This is a genomic window from Frankia sp. AgB1.9 (assembly GCF_016786355.1).
Classification (GTDB): Bacteria; Actinomycetota; Actinomycetes; order Frankiales; family Frankiaceae; genus Pseudofrankia.
The window spans coordinates 44,407-60,884 of the sequence record NZ_JADWYX010000011.1 but is presented as its reverse complement, the minus strand read 5'-3'; the positions used below and the strand labels follow the sequence as shown (position 1 = coordinate 60,884).

The window sequence follows — 16,478 nt, the reverse complement described above, 5'->3', positions numbered from 1 at the left end:
CCGTAGTGAGCGAGGCCTGCGGTCGCCGCGCCGGGGGTCCGGATGGAGTGGAGGGCGGACGGGATGAGAGCGCGGTTCGGCGGCTGGCAGGGGCGGGTGCCCGACAGGCGCGACGGAGCCGTCGTCAGCCCGAGAAGGCCGCGGCGCCGGGCGGCTGCTGGTGGGGTGCCGCGGGCCATGGCGGAGCCGGAGGTGCTGTGGGCGGCTTGGGCGCGAGTGGCCGCCGGCAGCGGAATGCCGGGGGCCGACGGCCTCTCCGTGGCCGACTTCGCCCGTGACCTCGGGCCGCGGCTCGACCGCCTGGCCGACCAGCTGGCCGAGGGCCGTTACGAACCCCAGCCGCTGCGCCAGGCGACGATCACACGTGGCGGCCGGCGCAGGCCGCTCGGGCTGCCAACTGTGCGTGACAGGGTGGCCCAACGCGCCTTTCTTGACGTCTGCCATGACGAGCTTGACGCCGACGTGGTCGAGGTGAGTTTCGCCTACCGGCGCGGCCGGTCGTGGCTGGACGCGCTGGCGGCGGCAGAAAGGCATCGCGACGAGGGCCGGCGCGTGGTGCCGCGCACCGACATCGCCGCGACGGCGGCGGCGCGGTCGGCCTCGGCGGCGGCAAGCCTGACCTGTGTCGCGGCGCGCGTCATCTCCAACGCGGCGAGGCCGGCCCGCGCGCCCTCGACCGAACGCCACGCCTGCGCGCGAGTGCGCTGGTAGCCGCGGCCCAGCTGCTCACCCCAGACGGCCGCGTGCCGGACGAGCACCGTCTCCAACGGCGGCTCGGTCGGGCCCGACTCCGCGTCCGGGTACGGCGCCGCCGAATCCCGCGCCGCGCAGGCACGCGCGAACGCGAGCAGCCCGCGACTATCCCGCCGCCGGTACGGCGCGCGCGGGAACCGTGCGCGCGCGCTCGTGTCCATGCCGCACCTCCAGTCAGGCCGTTCGGTCAGCGGTGCGCGGTACCGCCAGGATCAGCCAGTCGTGCCCGAGTCAGACGGACCGTGTCACTCCCGGCTCAGACTGGCTGGATGATCTCCGGCTGAGGCCGAGGCACCCACCAGCGCCACCGGTCGGCACGCGCCGGGCGGTACGCAGCCAGGCCGGCGCCGCGAACGTCGGCCGCGGCCACGCCTCAGCCAGCGCGGCGGCCTCACGGCCCCGCCGGCGCAGGTTCGCCGCCCGGTACACCTCGACGCACTGGTCCCGAAAAGACGAGATCACACCCGCGCGGGCCTCCGCCTCGTCGATCAGGCGTTCTCGCCGTTCCAGGTCCACCGCGAGCCGGACCCGCAGGTTCTCCAGCCGAGCCTGGTCGGCGAGCAGATCCGCCCGCGCCCGCGCAGCCGCCCGCCGTGTTCGCGCAGCCGCGTCATCGCCGCTGACCGGCACACCAAGCTCCTCAGCCTCACGCACCAGCCGCTCAGCCGGACTCCCAGCCACCCGCGCCGCCAGCACCCCGACCAGCGCCGTCCCCTCGGCGATCCGCGCATCCAGCTCGACGAGCGCCACGGCCAACCCTCCCCGCAACACCTCATGCTCCCGGGCCGCGGCATACCCCAGCTCCAGAACCACCGGGCAGGCCGACCAGCCCACCATCACCGGCCGCACGTCGCCCGTCGGCACCGGCCTGACCGCGGGCGGCACGCCAGCCCGGCCATCCCGACGCCCCAGCCACCACAGCCGCAACCGGGTCCGGGCCCCAGGCTCGTAGGCCCACCCCAGACATCCCCCAACGGCCTCGCGCCCACAACACCACCGTGCCGTTTCCGACCGCGATCCGAACCCATTCCTCGCCCCCAAGGCTCGCTGCGCCGCCACCAACAGCCAACCCAGACGGACGAACACCCCGCACCCAAACGACCACAAACTCGCTGATCACCATCCCCGATCCAGCCTCAACCCGACTCGGATTTGGTGATCTCGGGAACCGGCGCGCTACACGAAAGGAGGCGGTAGACGTTGTCTGGTTTCAATCCGACTCGGATTTGGTGATCTCTGGGACCAAAGGTTAGTCTGTTTCAGACCTTCCTGATCGCCGTTTCAATCCGACTCGGATTTGGTGATCTCTGGGACCCGACACCAACCCGGCTCCCGGGTCTGGGTCTGGCTCGTTTCAATCCGACTCGGATTTGGTGATCTCTGGGACCCCACCCGTCCAGGCCGCTCCGCAGCCCGCCAAAGTGTTTCAATCCGACTCGGATTTGGTGATCTCTGGGACATCGCCGAGGGCGTCTTCCTCGACATCACCTTCGACAGCGTTTCAATCCGACTCGGATTTGGTGATCTCTGGGACCGGGTCTGACCGAACGGTCTTCGGAGTGGATCACCAGGTTTCAATCCGACTCGGATTTGGTGATCTCTGGGACTAGGAAATCATGTCCCTCGGGGGAATCATCGCTGCAAGTTTCAATCCGACTCGGATTTGGTGATCTCTGGGACAGCTGTCCGAATTGTACACGGGCTGACCTTCGGGTTTGCAAGATCAAACCAGAACCTCCCGGCAGAGATCGACATCTAGTGGACGGTTCGATCTTTCTCTGGGATATTTCCGCAGGTCGGGGCATATGTTGATCAGTAGCCAGAACCTCCCGGGTTTGTCGGTGTGTCGGAGGTTCTGGCTGACGATCTTCGACGCGGCGGCGGGTGGTGGCGGACCAGGTGGTCCGTCTGGTCCGGGCGCCGGGCTGGTCGGGGCGTGGAAAGGGTGGAAGACGTGGTTGGTCCACCGCGGCTGCGGCTCGACGGCCGCGGCGTCGCCGTGCCCGTGTTGGAGGGGCGCACCACCGCTCATGACCCCATCATCACCGACGCAGCCACGCCTGGAAACGGGGCAGCACGCCGGCCAATCGGGCCAGCTGCGCAGCGGCGCCGACGCCGCCGAGGCCAGCCGCCGCGAACCGGGCGGACGCGGCAAGGACGATCGCGGGCGGGCCGTCAATCCCGTCGCGAGGAGCCGCAGCAAACCCCTCGGCTCCGCTCCGGACGGCAGTCCCGGCGGCCCCGGCGACCTCGGCGACCTCGGCGGCACGGTCGGCGGCGGACGGGGCTGCTTGCCGGTTTCCTGCTCGGCCTCGCCGTCGCGGCGGCCTTGGCGGCGCTCATCTGGCTGGCGCAGACCGCCTGACCATCTGAACGTCGCAGTCCGCGCGGGCGCCTCGTCTCCCGGAGAGACCAACCCGGGCGCGGCCCGCGTCCGTCTGCATTCGGTGACCGCAGGAAGGAGCCGTTCATGCCCCGCACGATTCGGATCAACGGAATTGACGTCCCGGTCATAGCGGACGAGCTGAGCGGCGCCCAGCTCAAGGCAGCCGTGGGAATCGAGCCGGACCGTGTCCTCGTCAAACAGGACCCGGACCGCAACACCATCGTCGGTGACGGCCAGCGAGTCCGGCTGGCCGACGGCGACACGTTCGCCCACCATGCCCGCCACTCCAAGGCCCAGGACGAGTCGCGCGCGCCGCTGTTTCGCACCGTCCCCGAAGCCGACGGCGCGACAGCGCCGCGCCGCGGATCGAGCCGGTGAACTTCCAGCAGCGGCGGGTCTTCGCCGAGGCGGCACAGCTGTTGCGCGCCTACCCAGGGCTGTGCGTCGCCGCCGACGGGTCGTGGCTGCTCATCCCGGAGTTCCGGCTGCCCGCCGGCTGGGCGCCCCCTCGCACGACGGTGCTGATCGCCGTCCCGTTGACGTACCCCGAGTGCGCCCCGGACGGCTTCTACCTCGGTGACCGGCTACGCCGCCATACCGGAGCCGCCCTGGCCCAGCCAGGCCACTACTTGCGCGACTTCCACAATCCCTGCGCCGGCCTCGGCTACCTCTGGTACTGCCTGGAGGACCCGGAACGCCGCTGGCGCCACGACATCGACTCGCTGGTCACCTACGTCGAGGCGATCCGCACCTATCTCGGCGCCGCGGACTGATACGCGGCCACCCTCCAGGCCCGCCGACACGCCCAGACACCTCGCCGGCCGCGTACAACGACGAACCGCCCCAGGCTGGACGCTGCCTGGTCGTCATCCCGGCCCGGCTGTGGGACGACCTGCGCGCCCACCTGCTCGCCCGGCCCGTCGAGCGGTTCGCCTACCTGCTGGCACACCTGGAACAGCGCCCGCCCTCGGTGGTGGACCACGATCGAGGGCCGCAGGGCGTCAGCAGCCGCAGCCGGCGCCGTTTCACCGTCGACCGCCTGGACGAAGCCGCGCGGGGTGATGGCACGTGGCAGGTCACGCTCCGGGTCCGGTGGCTACTGCTCGTCCCAGACGACGCGCTCACCGCCCAGACGGCTGACCGCGTCGACGTGTCGGCCGAGCTGACCCGGACCGTGGTGCGGACCTGCTACGAGCAGGCGCTCTCGCTGATCGACGTCCACAGCCACCCCGGCGCGCCGTCCGCGCGGCTCTCGGCGCACGACCGGCGCAACGCGCTCACGACCCACCGCGAGTTCCTGGCCGCGATCCCGCCGAGGCCGCCCGTTCGCGGCATCCCTCGTGCTGACCAGCGCGGAGGCCGACGGTGTGTGGCTCGACTCCCAAGCCGGCCATCTCGGCGCGGTGAGCACCCAGGTCAGCTGATCGCCGGCTGCTCGGTCCCTGTTCCCGCAGGCCGCGGACGGGCACAGACCACGATCACGAAATAGTCGGTGACGTGTCGAGGCCCTTGGCCGGACGCCAGGCTGTTTTCTATGAGGCCCACAGACAGCGCTCCGCCCATAAAAGCTGCCTAGCATCCCCGGTTTGTCCCGGTATCAGCCGGTAGGCCCGGACGTCGATTCGTGTCACCGGGGACAAAGCAGCTGCCGAAGGATTCGCAACCAGGAGCACGCTCTGTGCCTGATCCGAAGCGTGTCGCGCAGCCGTGATGATCGGGTACGTGGGCCGATCGGGCAAGGAGAGGTTCCGGAACGCTGGCAGACACCCGGTGACTGTCTGCAACGCAAACGGTTTGTAGGGTTCTACTCACCCATCGACAGCACAGGAACGCGTGCGGCACGTGGGTGGTAGTAGAACAGCTGCCGCGCGGCGGCACGGTCGATCTCCACCCGAGGCGACCTGTTCCGCGGGTGGCCATTCCTCTCGCCGGACAAGGAGTCGGCCCTTGCGAGACCTGCATCAGCTAGTGCTGCGATGGAGTCACGAACGCGGCGAATTTGCGGCCACCGCGAGTTCCTTGCCGGCCGCCGAAGCAGACCGGTGGGCGAAGATCCTTTCGCCCTGGATATTACCGGCCAAGGACCGCGGTGCCGACGACGTCAGTTTTCTGCGAATAGGAGATGAGGTCGCCCTCTGTTTCCGGCAAGATTATGGTCAGCGTCATGATCGCGACTCCGTTGCCCACGTCATTCTCGGCCCCACTAGTGAGTTGACGGCGTGGCACAGTTTGGCGGGATTTGCGTGGCGTGGCCGTCGACTCGAGCCCTTCCGTATACACCTCTGGGATTCCATGGAGCACGGCGACGCGTATCGGCTGCCCTTTGAAGTCCTTGCCGACCTCGAACCAGCCCGTGCGGTCCCTGTCGATATCTTTCACGCCGAGGCAAAACGGGTAGACGGAAGGATAGCCCCGCTGCTTACGATGCTGCGCTATCTGGATAGGGATACCGGACCGTCGTTCGCAGTCGTCGCCCCTCGCTCGCAGTACGAGTATCTCCTGCGCATTCTCCTGACCGCATCACAACATCTTGAAATTGCCGCAGATCTGACCTTCACTACAGTGCCAGAAGTATTCTCCCGTGGAGGACTTCGCCCGAGACTATATTTTCTGGAACCTGGCCAGGTCGCCAAGCAACGCTCGTTGCTCGGTAAACGCTGGACTGCGAGCGCGGTCGATCGGGACGAGATCGCGAGGCTGGCGGACCCACGTATTCTGGCTCGACCAAAGGCGGCACGGGCGCCCGCCGAGGCAGGCGCCCAGAAGCAGTCGGAAACTCGCGCAGAAACGGGTGGCTTGGTCACGGCGATCGCCGACGCTGCAGCAGCCACCGGGCAACCGATCGACGTTCTGATCGTCCACGCCGGGGCACCAGGAGACAGGCATCGCGCCGACTGGATCGCCGGACGTCTGGAGGCCGCTAAATACAACGTGGCTCTTGAGGAATGGCTTCCTGCTGGCTCGAACGTCGTCGTAGAACTCGACCGGGCGATCGTCAGTGCGAAACAGGTATTCGTGCTCTGCTCGACACCGTTGCGAATGGCCGAGAGCGGGTTGATGAGCATAGTCGGCGCGCGTGCGCGGAGTTTCCCGGCGCGGCCGGCGATTGTGCCGATTGTCTATGATGACATGCCTCTCGTCGGATATCTCGCGAGCCGACGGGTCCTCGACCTCGGAGCCCCGGCGGGCTCATCGCGAGAAAAGTCGGAAGAAGCAGCTACACTTACGCTCCTGCGGTCCGCATACATCCTTTTTGGCGGAGCGGACCACGACCGAAACCTCGCGAGTCCGACTATTAGTGATGATCCCATCGGGGAATCATCAGACGCCGACGAGATCCAAGTTTATATTGTGCGTGGCACCGCTTCGGCTAGTCATCCCAACACATTCAACGACGACGGCGTGCAACCGTTAAGTTCAAGGAGACTCGCGCACGTCGACAGGACAGCGAGGCGCGAGGCCGCCGCCGCCCGCAGACTGGCCGAAAACCTCAAGAGACGAGAATACGCGGTGCTCGTCGGCATCCTTACGTCATTTGGGCTCACGCCCCGCGAACTTGACGATCCACGAGTTCAACTAATCGGTTTTCTCAAGAACCTACAAGCAGTCTCCGACGAACAGCTCGAAATTTCACTCCCGGAGATCGAGAGCGGCACGCTCGACTCCGATAGCCCGAATATCCCTGGACTGGATCTCGCTCTCGATCACGAAGGCGACTTGCTCCTGCGAGAACTCGGTGACGAACTTGCTGCGGGTGTTTCCGACGATGGGGGCACCTCACCCGAGACGCCGGACCAGCCAAAGGCGCGGCGGGCGATCGAGGCCCGGTTGGCCGCGACCGATTCCTTGCTGCGGCCTCCGAGACGAGCCAGGCCAGCACCTGCCAGGCCGAAAAGCTCGTGGCGACCAGCCGGCTGGGCACGAAGAATCAGCGCCCCCCGTCCGACGGTGACCAACAGATCATCCAACCGCAGATCGGAAGCCGCTGGCCAGGTCACCCACCTACTCGCACGTATGCGTCACTGGGCGACGATCATCACAGCATTGCTGCCCGTCGGCGGCGCAGCGTTCGGTGCGTGGCAAGACTCTGTCGCGGCCGGATTTGCCTTCGTCGTGGTAGCCCCTTTCGGCTTCGCGCTTTTGGCCGGTCTTATCGCTCTCGTTCTCAGCCCGCTAGCTCTCGGCATAACCATCGCCGAGGAGATCGGCCGCGCCGTGCGACACCCGCGGCCCCGGAAGGCTCGTAGGAACGCTTCCTTCGTTGCCCTGCTCGTGACCGGCTTTTTCGCTCTGGTTCTCAGCCCGTTGGCTCTCGGCACAGCCATCGCGGAGGACTTCACTCGTGCTAGGCGACACCCACGCCCGGCGGCGAACCGGCGACGCGCGATCGCCCGCTACGGCCTCCCCCGCATCCGCCGGAACGATCTCCATAGGAAGCCCGGATAAGGATTGCCGTCGTGCGGTCTCAGCGGCGACCGAGAGCGACGCTGTCCTGCCGGCGCTTGCTTTGCCGGCCGGGCTCGGCCCGGCCGGGCTCGGCCCGGTCGGGGAGCCAGTGCTTGCTGTGACGTCGGCTGGCTACGCGAGGACGTCGACGCTTCCGCCAGCCAATGCGCCTACCTGCGCGACCTCGCCGACTGACTCACGTTCTTTACCGAACTTGGATCTTGCTGGTCACGGTCGCCTGGATCCGGAAAGTCCGAATCCCAGCTTCCCGAATCCAGGCGACGCACGGACGACGCCAGGTCGAGCCGCAACTGCCGCCGCTTCCCGCGGACAGCGCGCCCCCAGATCGGACATGGCTCGACGACGCCGATGATCATCACGAGCGCGCCGAGGCCGCTCACCAATCCGGCGGTGCCGGGCGGGGTTCTGCTTGATCACGGCGCGGCTGCCGAGCCCCGCCGACACTCCCTGAACTCCGCGTCGATCAGCTTCGCGCGCTGCTTCGAGTCGTTCTCGACGTCGCCGCCTCGCATCAGCGTCAGATCGACATCCGCCGGTGCCTTCCCCAGCTGGACGAGGCGCACGTCCGGGACACCCACCTCCTACGAACGTCCCGCCTCTGCGCGCATCGTCGCCGCCAACGCGTCCGACAACGCCGGCGCGGGCTCAGCCGACGTCGCCGTCAGCGCGACCACCGCCGTCACGTCCTTCGGCGGCCGTCCGCAACCCGCCAGCACCACCCCGAGAAGAACAACCAGGCAGACGAGCAGCCCGACCACGCCTCGACGCGGCCGGGCGCCCGCGCACTGCCCGCTGGTCTCCCCGTGGAACCAACGGACGTGACGGCCCCCGAGAACCCGGACATCAGACTCGCCCGACAGGACATGCCCCCGCGCGTAGCCGTACGACACGGCAACGCCACGCCCCACGGACCCGAACGACATCCCCCACCGCGCCCCGCCCAGGCCGACCACAGACATCCCCGATCCCTTCGCGCAGACCGGCGACCCGCGCCCCCCAGGAGGCCGAACCATCGCCACCCCGGCGGCCGCGATCCTCCGGCGTCCGTCACCTCCACAAGACGGACAGCACGCCTACACCCGCGATGACCTCACCCCACGGTCTCCAGCCACCCCGCCACACCGCCCGGCCAGACCTCACGGCGAGATCAATCCGACCCGGATTTGGTGATCTCTGGGACAGTCATGCTAAAGCTAATCCTGGACTTCAAGTTTCAATCCGACTCCGGTTTGGTAATTTCTGGGACCCCCGGAATGGAGACGAGAAGACCATGAAGGGTCTGCTCGTTTCAATCCGGCTCGGATTTGGTGATCTCTGGGACCGGGAAGGCACGGATTAACATGCAGTCAAAGTTTCAATCCGACTCGGATTTGGTGATCTCTGGGACAGCTGTCCGAATTGTACATGGGCTGACCTGCGGGTTTACAAGATCGAACCAGAACCTCGACCCGAAGATCGACTTCGCATCGCGCTTTCGATCTTCTATCTGGCTGTCTCCGCACGTCAGGGCATGGATTGATCTATAGTGCCGCGTCTGGCAAGGTTCGCCCGTTTCGGCGTCTCCTTGATCGCCGTTTCGGCCCTCCGGTGGTCGCTACCGACGTTGTTTCGTAGCCACCAGAGGGCGAACACAGCGATCAAGGTGGCGGGCAGACTTTGCCGGTCGCGGCAATAGCCAGGGCCTATCCGGGCCGCAGGCGTGTCGGAGGTTCTCGCTGTGTCATCGGGTGGGTCCGTCTGTTCGCGGTGAGATCTGTCGCCGGCGGGCGGTGGGTTCCTGCAGAGCGGAGGTGCGGTGGCCCTCGAATTCAATGCCACTCGAATTCGAAGCTCATCTCTGAGCCCGGCCTACTACACAGAAAGGTACGGTGCGCCCGGTTTCAATCCGACTCGGACTTGGTGATCCCTGGGACCCTCGGCACGCAGTACCTGTACCACGTCGTGTTTCAATCTGACTCGGATTTGATGATCTCTGGGACTCGCCTACGCGATCGCCCGGCAGAACTACCCGGAGGTTCAATCCGACTCGGATTTGATGATCCCTGGGACCCTGAGATGAGGGTCGACGTAGGTAGGTTCCGTGGCCTGCGATCCGACTCGGATCTGGTGATCTCTGAGATAGTTGTCCAAATTGTACACAGGCCGACCTGCGGCTTTGCAAGATCAAACCAGAACATCCCTTCAGTGATCAACAGTCGCGGTCGCCGTCGATCTTCAAAATCGCTGTCTGGGCAGGCCAGAGGATATGCCGATTTTAAGCCAGAACCTCTTCGGGCTGGTCGGCCTGCTGGAGGCGCTGTCGCCGCGCGCCGAGCATCCAGCTACGACGACGAGTCGGGCCAGCCGGCGGGCGCGGTCATCTTCTCAGCCGGGCGGTCACCGCCGCGGCCCGCCCGCGAGGACCGGGCTCGGGCGCGGTCAGGTGCGGGTGACGGTGTGTTCGATGAGGGTGAAGACCTCGTCGGGGGTGAGGGTGCTACGGCGGCGGTCGGGGTGGCGGGGGGCGCCGCCGACGGTCGTGCCGCCGCCCCAGCCGGGCTCGCGGGCGGCGAGAGCGGCGAGGATCGTGTCGGGCTGGTCGGGTGGGCCGACGGGGAAGTCGTCGACGAGGGCGCTGCGGCGCGCGACGGTGTAGGCGGTCGTGCCGTCGAGTTGTTCCCGCCACAGCACGACCCGGCTGTATCCGCGGGCATAGACCGGCTCGAAACCGCCGAGCGGCCAGATCGCGGACCATCACCCAGCCGGTGCCACGGTGCGTGATGTCGACCGGCGGGGACGCCACCGGCCCGGCCCCGCGGCTGGCCATGCGTCCGAGGCCAGCGTGCCGATCAGATCGACGACGGCCCGCACTGCGGCGACGAGGTCGGCGGCCATCTGCGCGGCCGCGTCGGCGGTGCTGCGCTGGCTGGCCCGGTCGGGCAGCGCGACCCAGTGGGCGAACGCGGCGAGCAGCCGGGGATCCGCCACCGGGTAGGCCCCTCCGTGCGCGTCCCGGCTGGCGACGGCGTCGACGAGCGCCCGTGCGGAGGTGGTCGTCGCCGCGCCAGGCGCGACGAGGTCCGGGTGGGCCAGCAACGCGGTGGCGAGGACCGTGTCGGCATCGACGTCGTTGACGTAGACGGTGTAGTGGCTCGGCTCGAGGCCGAGCAGCAGCGCGTCGGTGACCTGGCGGCAGGTCCGTCACCTCCAAGGTGCGGAGCCATCTGCCCAACTCAGGTGGCCGGCCAGGCACATTGCGGGCCGCGTCCGGGCGAGGCGCCTGCTCGAACCACGCTTCGTGGATGATGTCGTAGCGTGAGGCCATCTGGTGAACGTGAGGAGTGGGACTTCTTCGTCTCGTACGCCTCGGCGGACGTGGCGTGGGCCCAGTGGATCGCCTGGCAGCTGGAGGACGCCGGTTCAAAGGTGCTGATCGGGGCATGGGATTTCGTGCCCGGAGCTCACTGGATGAGCCGGATGGCCGAGGGCGTGCGTGCGAGCGCGCGGGTACTAGCCGTCGTCTCCCCCGCCTACCTGGAATCGGTCTACGGCCAGCACGAGTGGCAGGCCGCGCTTCGGCAGGATCCTGGCGGGTTCGCGCGCAAGCTGCTGCCGGTACGGATTAAGGACTGCCCGCTGCCCGACCTTCTCGACGGCGTCGTGGCAGTCGACCTTTTCAGTCTTGGGGAGGATGAGGCGCGGCAGGCACTGCAGACAGCGGTTCGTGCTCTGGAGACCGGCCGCGCCAAGCCCGAGACAGAGCCCCCGTTTCCCGGCGCGATGGCCCTGGGAAACTCCGCGATGCCGGATTCGCGGTCGCGCACCTTCGCTTCGCCCGACCCGGCACGCAAACAGGTGGGCAGCGCCCCGCCCAGCTCCGCTGGTCACGAGCGCAGCCGGCCTCACGTCTCGGCGTCCGCGAGCAACCCGCGCGCGGCCGGTAGGTCGCAGGCGCCGGACCGCCCCGCGATCCTCAGCGTGCAGGCCATCGACATCGACCCTCGCGCGGACGACGCCGACATCACCTTGAACTGGATGCACCTGTACGACGGCGAGCAGCCACGGACGCGTGTCGCGCCGCGCGACCCTGCCGACTGGCAGACGATGGACCGTGAGCTGACGCAAGCCGCTGCGGAACTTGAAGCCGGCGGCTGGGACACCACGCTCCTACGCGGCGCCATGCGCCAGGCGACTTTCTTCCGCGTCGGCACCCTGCTGCCCATGGTCCGCCAGCACACGATCCAGTACCGGCAGGGCAGCCGCATCTGGTCGACTGACAATCCCAAGGCTCCGATCGCCGCACCCCAAACGCGCCAGACGAGACTCGATCAGGGCGGTGACCTGGCGGTAGCAGTCGGCGTCACCCTCGACCCGACCGAGGAGATCGTCCGCTATCTCGCGACCGCGCGGGTGCCTATCAGCACCCTGATCACGGTCACCCCGGCCGCTGGGGCCGATGACCAGTCCGTTGCAGGTCCTGGCGAAGCCGTCGCCTACGCCGAGCAGATCCGCAACCGAGTACGCGCTGCCGTCGCCGAACATGCCGCGACCGCGCGCATCCACCTCTTTCTCGCCGGGCCCGGAGGTCTCGCGCTGCTTCTCGGCAGCCGCTGGAACCGCCTCCGCGAGACCGTGGTCTACGAGCACCTCGGCGCCGGGCACGGCTACACCCCGGCCTTCACCGTCGAGACCTGACCAGTGACGAGCCCGCGCGCCATCAACGATGAGGCGCGGGCTCATGGTCCCATCGCCTGCGGTCACTCGGACCACCGGTGGCCCCGTCCGGCGCCACCGCCAGGGCAACCGGCTAAGTACTTCCGTCGACTTTCCGACAGGACCGGCTCACCCAGGACATCTTGCACTCGTCGATCCGTTGGCTAACCATGGTGTTCTTGTAGCGTGCCTCGGGAGCCGACATGGACGTTCTCGCGCCTCGGAGGGTCGACGAGGCGTTCAAGATCTTTCGGAGGCGCATCAGCGCGAGTCCGGCCGACCGCAGGCTGGCCCGCCAGCGGGTCAAGGTGGTGCGGCGCGCCCTGCGACGTGACCGCTGCGTGCGGGCCGTGTACCTGTCGGGCTCGTTCGCGCGCCGGACGCAGTGTCGGCCGATCCACGACGTGGACCTGATCGTCGTCTTCGACCGGCGGGCGCGGCCTGAATGGGACCGCGATCGAGAATCCGCGGCGGCCGCCCTGACTGAGGTTGAGCAGATCCTCAAGAGGCACCTGGGCTACGGCGATGGCAGCGGGACCGGCAGGATCCAGCGAATCGAACCCAAGAACCGGGTCGTTGAATGCTATCTTGATGTTGGAGTCGAGAACGGTAATCCCCGCTCCTTCGCCGTCGATATCATGCCGACCGTGTGGGAAAGGGAACTCGCGCGTGGCATTCGGCTCACCAACGTCGTTCGGGCGCCTGGGCGTCTTCAGCACGAGTGGATCTCGACGAACCCGCTCTACCTCAGGCGTCGTTTCGCGGTCCGAAACTGGTGGTGGTGGCGATTTCCAGCCCTAGCACGGATGCTCCGTGAATGGCGACGTTTCAACTACCCGGACCTGAAGAGCCTCACCGTCGACGTCTTGGCCCTCCATCATCTTCCGCGCCGCCTGTGGCATCCGTTACTGACTCAGCAGGAGGCTATCGCAATATTCTTCGACCACGCGGCGAACGCCGTCCTGAAGGGCGTGGACGACCCGGCTGGCAAATGCGGGGAGATTCAGCCTCGCCTCAAGCGGCAGGAGCTGTCAGAGTCCCTCGCGAGAGCGGCCGAGCTGTCCAGGAAAGCTCTGGACTGTGAACGGGACGAACTTTACGAGGAAGCCATCTGCAAATGGGGACAGATCTTCGGGCCCAAGTTCCCTGCGCCGCGCGGTGGCTGCGCCGGCTTCGGCGATGAGGACGGCTCTACAGGACTAGGTGACGACACTGGCCGAACGCCGAACGGCCGACCAGGCCCGACTGTGGTCATCCCCTCACCGGGACCACAGCCACCAGATGAGCAAGCCCCGACCGATCCGGTGCCTACACCGCCCGAAGATGAGATCCCGGCGCCGCCGCCTGCGGAACCCCGTCCTCCTGGCACCCCGGGCAATGGGCCGGCGTCCAATAGTGAGGCGGCGAAACCGGCGGCGGCCACCAGCGGCTGGGCCACTCTCCAAGACGCTGTGAGGAGGGCACGCGGTGCCGATGATCCACCGGCCGCGCCCGTCACCTTTGGAGCTCTATGAAGCCTGAACCGTCGGCGTGGGGCTTCACACCGGGTCAGTTTCAAGCCTTCGAGGAACTGTCGTCGATTGCCGACGACTCCTCCGAGAGGATCACCGTCGGAGCGCCGACCGGCGACGAACTGGGGAATCTCGTCGTGGACGTCGCCCTGGACTTGGCCGACGTCTCCACTGGTCCTGGCGGCGTTCGTCTGGACTCGCGCGAGACGATTCGCATCCGCATACCGGAGGATTACCCTTTCGGCATGCCACGCGCCGAGGCAACCCACTTGCGGTGGGCGGGAACGCCGCACGTGCAGTTCGGCCGCTATCTCTGCCTGTATGCGTCACCCGAGCTGGAATGGGACGCGCCCGACGGGATGTACGGCTACCTCCAGCGGCTATTCACCTGGCTGGAGAGAGCGGCGAAGGGTGAGGTGACCGAGGTTGGCCAGCCTCTGCACCCGCCCGTCGCCTACTCAATGTGCGAGGACGTCGTCGTCCTGCGCAAGGACATCGATGGCCAGAGAAGCACCGGCCCGTGGCTGGGCGTCGTCGTTTTGAGGCGGGTCAACCCGGCGCGGGTGGACGTGGTCGGATGGGTGCCTGGCGATCAGGCACTACCGCGCGGCGAAGCCGGCGCTCGGAACCTGGCGCGCGCCGCCGGCGTGACCGTCGCGCGAGACGACGAGATTCTCTACGGCTCGGCAATCATCTTGACAGGCGACATTGGCTTCGAGTATCCGCTGGGCGCCGGCGACCTCGTCGAAAAGCTAGCGGAGCAGGGCGTGTCACGTGACGGCCTGGTCGGGCTTCTCGGCGCGGTCCGCATTCGCAACGCGGAGCTGGCCGCTGCGCGGATTCCGGGATCCGACAGCGTTGACCCGATGGGGACGTCGTCGTATGTGCTCATCGGCACCCCATCACTGGGGATTGCCGGCGCGGAGAACCGGAACATCTCGCTGGTGGCGTGGAAATTTCCCGAGATGCTTACCGGCCTGATCGAGAAAGCCAACAAAGCGTATCGCGGCGCGCCGTCACTGAGTGCACTCGGCGCCGCGCTGAATGCCCTCGCGGCGGGCCTTCTGTCCGTCATGCCGATCGAGTGGGCGACCGTCCTCGACGCCCGCGAGGAGGTTGTGACGAGGCGCGACGCCTGCGCGCCCACGCACTGGCTCTCTGACCGTCGAGTGCTGGTGCTGGGCGCCGGCGCGCTCGGGGCGCCCGTCGTAGAAGCGGTCTGTCGGGCCGGAGCGGCCGAGGTGACCGTGGTGGACAACTCGATCGTCACACCAGGCATTCTCGTCCGGCAACCCTACGCCGACGCAGAGATCGGCCTACCCAAGGCGGAGGCGCTCGTCGATCGCCTCCGCAGGCTCGGTCTCCGATGCGCCCTCCGACCGCTAGTCCGTGACGCCATACAGGTAATCCGGGAACTCGACAGCGCTGCTCGTGCCTACGACATGGTCATCGACGCCACCGCGAATCGTGCCGTCCGTACCGAGGTGGAACAGCGCCGCTCGCAGGCACGAAACACCTGGCCGGCCGCAGTCACCCTCGCGATCGGGCACACCGCCGAGATGGGAATCGCCTGCGTCTCGTTGCCGTTGGCCTCCGGAGGTCCGATCGACATCCTGAGGCGGACGTCGCTTGCCGCCAGAAATGACCAGCACGACGTCGTCGAAGACTTCTTTCCTGACCGACCGCGAACGGATCTCTTCCACCCGGAACCTGGATGCTCCGACGCCACCTTTGTTGGTGGATTTTCCGACACCACCGGCCTTGCAGGCCAGCTGCTTACCGGCGCCCTCGGCTACCTCACCGACGGGGAAGACCCAGAAAACAAAAGCAGGACTCTCCCGATGGCGGCTCTGGTTGTCCGAGCCCCAGCGCGGATCGGCGCCCGAACGAGCTACCGGGGCCGCCCTCCTTCCTGGTTCACCTGGGCCAACGACCTGATCGTCGTTGATGCAGGCCACGAGTATGAGGTCCGACTCTCGAGCACCGCGATGGCGGTCATCCGCGACGAGGCCCAACGGTGCCGGGCCGAGGTAGGCACGCTCGCGGAAACCGGTGGCACGCTCCTCGGCGCCTTCGACCACGCCCTTCGGGTCGTCTGGGTCGACGAGGCCACGAAACCGCCGCCCGATTCGACACATTCGGACAGGTCCTTTGTACACGGAACACAGGACACCCGTGAAAACGCCGCGAAGCGCAGCTTCGCGACCGGTCGGGTCACGCAGTTCGTTGGGATGTGGCACACCCACCCTCACGGGATCGCACTTCCCAGCTGGACCGACGAGGCGAGCATGACGATGGATGCGTCGGTCCCGGCAGCCCGACGCTGCAGTCTTTTCCTCATTGTGGGCGGGGAGGGACCGCGCTGGTCGCGTTGGCTGGACGGGGCGGGCCGGCCAGATCTGTATGCCCGCGTCGTCGACCGCACCAGGGGCCTCCGGACCAGATGACTGTTCGGCGTGTGGGGGCCGATCACCATGGCCTGCGCCCGCGGCGGCCAACGCGGCCCTCATCCAGCGCGGCGGCGCGCTCCACGTCGCAGCGGGCGACCAGGTCGGCGCGGTAGCTGTCCCGCAGGCGAACGCGAGCAGGCCACTACTGTCCCGCCGCCGGTACGGCGCGAGCGGGAAGCGTGTACGCGGGCTCGAGTCCATGGCACACCTCCAGTAAGC

The 16,478-nt window shown here is 67.5% G+C and carries 13 protein-coding genes and 1 CRISPR repeat array; of the genes, 8 read left to right on the top strand and 5 right to left on the bottom strand.

The window, feature by feature from the left end:
- The first annotated feature begins 177 nt into the window (after positions 1 to 177).
- Entirely contained in the window at positions 178 to 711 is a 534-nt protein-coding gene (locus I6A60_RS06040; protein ID WP_203013652.1) for a hypothetical protein, read from the top strand.
- A 273-nt stretch (positions 712 to 984) separates the two neighbouring features.
- Here the strand turns inward: I6A60_RS06040 and I6A60_RS06035 are convergent, their stop codons facing one another.
- Positions 985 to 1,617, bottom strand: a complete 633-nt coding sequence (locus I6A60_RS06035) for a hypothetical protein (protein WP_203013649.1) — start codon at positions 1,615 to 1,617, stop codon at positions 985 to 987.
- A gap of 269 nt (positions 1,618 to 1,886) precedes the next feature.
- A CRISPR array of direct repeats spans positions 1,887 to 2,433; the repeat unit is 36 nt; unit sequence GTTTCAATCCGACTCGGATTTGGTGATCTCTGGGAC.
- 790 nt (positions 2,434 to 3,223) lie between these two features.
- Between I6A60_RS06035 and I6A60_RS06030 the strand changes: the two genes are divergently transcribed.
- The 4 genes from I6A60_RS06030 (at position 3,224) to I6A60_RS06015 (ending at position 7,585) form a co-directional block, all read left to right on the top strand.
- Complete coding sequence (locus tag I6A60_RS06030; protein WP_203013646.1) at positions 3,224 to 3,517, top strand: hypothetical protein; 294 nt, start codon at positions 3,224 to 3,226, stop codon at positions 3,515 to 3,517.
- Complete coding sequence (locus I6A60_RS06025; RefSeq protein ID WP_203013643.1) at positions 3,514 to 3,912, top strand: E2/UBC family protein; 399 nt, start codon at positions 3,514 to 3,516, stop codon at positions 3,910 to 3,912. Before I6A60_RS06030 ends, I6A60_RS06025 begins: the two co-directional genes overlap by 4 nt.
- Positions 3,913 to 4,112: 200 nt before the next feature.
- The gene (locus tag I6A60_RS06020; protein WP_203013640.1) at positions 4,113 to 4,628 is read left to right on the top strand and encodes a hypothetical protein; all 516 of its coding nucleotides are present in this window, start codon (positions 4,113 to 4,115) and stop codon (positions 4,626 to 4,628) included.
- 458 nt (positions 4,629 to 5,086) lie between these two features.
- Entirely contained in the window at positions 5,087 to 7,585 is a 2,499-nt protein-coding gene (locus I6A60_RS06015) for a toll/interleukin-1 receptor domain-containing protein (RefSeq protein WP_203013637.1), read from the top strand.
- Between the two features lie 434 nt (positions 7,586 to 8,019).
- Here the strand turns inward: I6A60_RS06015 and I6A60_RS06010 are convergent, their stop codons facing one another.
- From I6A60_RS06010 to I6A60_RS05995, 4 genes are all read right to left on the bottom strand, one after another.
- Positions 8,020 to 8,184, bottom strand: coding sequence for a hypothetical protein (locus I6A60_RS06010; RefSeq protein ID WP_203013634.1), 165 nt, complete (start codon positions 8,182 to 8,184; stop codon positions 8,020 to 8,022).
- 3 nt (positions 8,185 to 8,187) lie between these two features.
- On the bottom strand, positions 8,188 to 8,565 hold the full coding sequence (locus tag I6A60_RS06005; RefSeq protein WP_203013631.1) for a hypothetical protein: 378 nt from the start codon (positions 8,563 to 8,565) through the stop codon (positions 8,188 to 8,190).
- A 1,459-nt stretch (positions 8,566 to 10,024) separates the two neighbouring features.
- Positions 10,025 to 10,276, bottom strand: coding sequence for a hypothetical protein (locus tag I6A60_RS06000; protein WP_203013628.1), 252 nt, complete (start codon positions 10,274 to 10,276; stop codon positions 10,025 to 10,027).
- A gap of 63 nt (positions 10,277 to 10,339) precedes the next feature.
- On the bottom strand, positions 10,340 to 10,681 hold the full coding sequence (locus I6A60_RS05995; RefSeq protein ID WP_203013625.1) for a hypothetical protein: 342 nt from the start codon (positions 10,679 to 10,681) through the stop codon (positions 10,340 to 10,342).
- A gap of 219 nt (positions 10,682 to 10,900) precedes the next feature.
- On the opposite strand from I6A60_RS05995, the gene I6A60_RS43365 reads away from it, so the two are divergent.
- The 3 genes from I6A60_RS43365 to I6A60_RS05980 all read left to right on the top strand — a co-directional run bounded on the left by I6A60_RS43365 (position 10,901) and on the right by I6A60_RS05980 (position 16,256).
- On the top strand, positions 10,901 to 12,280 hold the full coding sequence (locus I6A60_RS43365; RefSeq protein ID WP_203013622.1) for a TIR domain-containing protein: 1,380 nt from the start codon (positions 10,901 to 10,903) through the stop codon (positions 12,278 to 12,280).
- A 221-nt stretch (positions 12,281 to 12,501) separates the two neighbouring features.
- Positions 12,502 to 13,812 (top strand): nucleotidyltransferase, encoded by a 1,311-nt coding sequence (locus I6A60_RS05985; RefSeq protein WP_203013619.1) that lies wholly within the window; start codon positions 12,502 to 12,504, stop codon positions 13,810 to 13,812.
- Positions 13,809 to 16,256: a ThiF family adenylyltransferase gene (locus I6A60_RS05980; protein ID WP_203013616.1), complete on the top strand. Its 2,448-nt coding sequence runs from the start codon at positions 13,809 to 13,811 to the stop codon at positions 16,254 to 16,256. The genes I6A60_RS05985 and I6A60_RS05980 overlap by 4 nt, the downstream gene beginning before the upstream one ends.
- Positions 16,257 to 16,478: the final 222 nt, after the last annotated feature.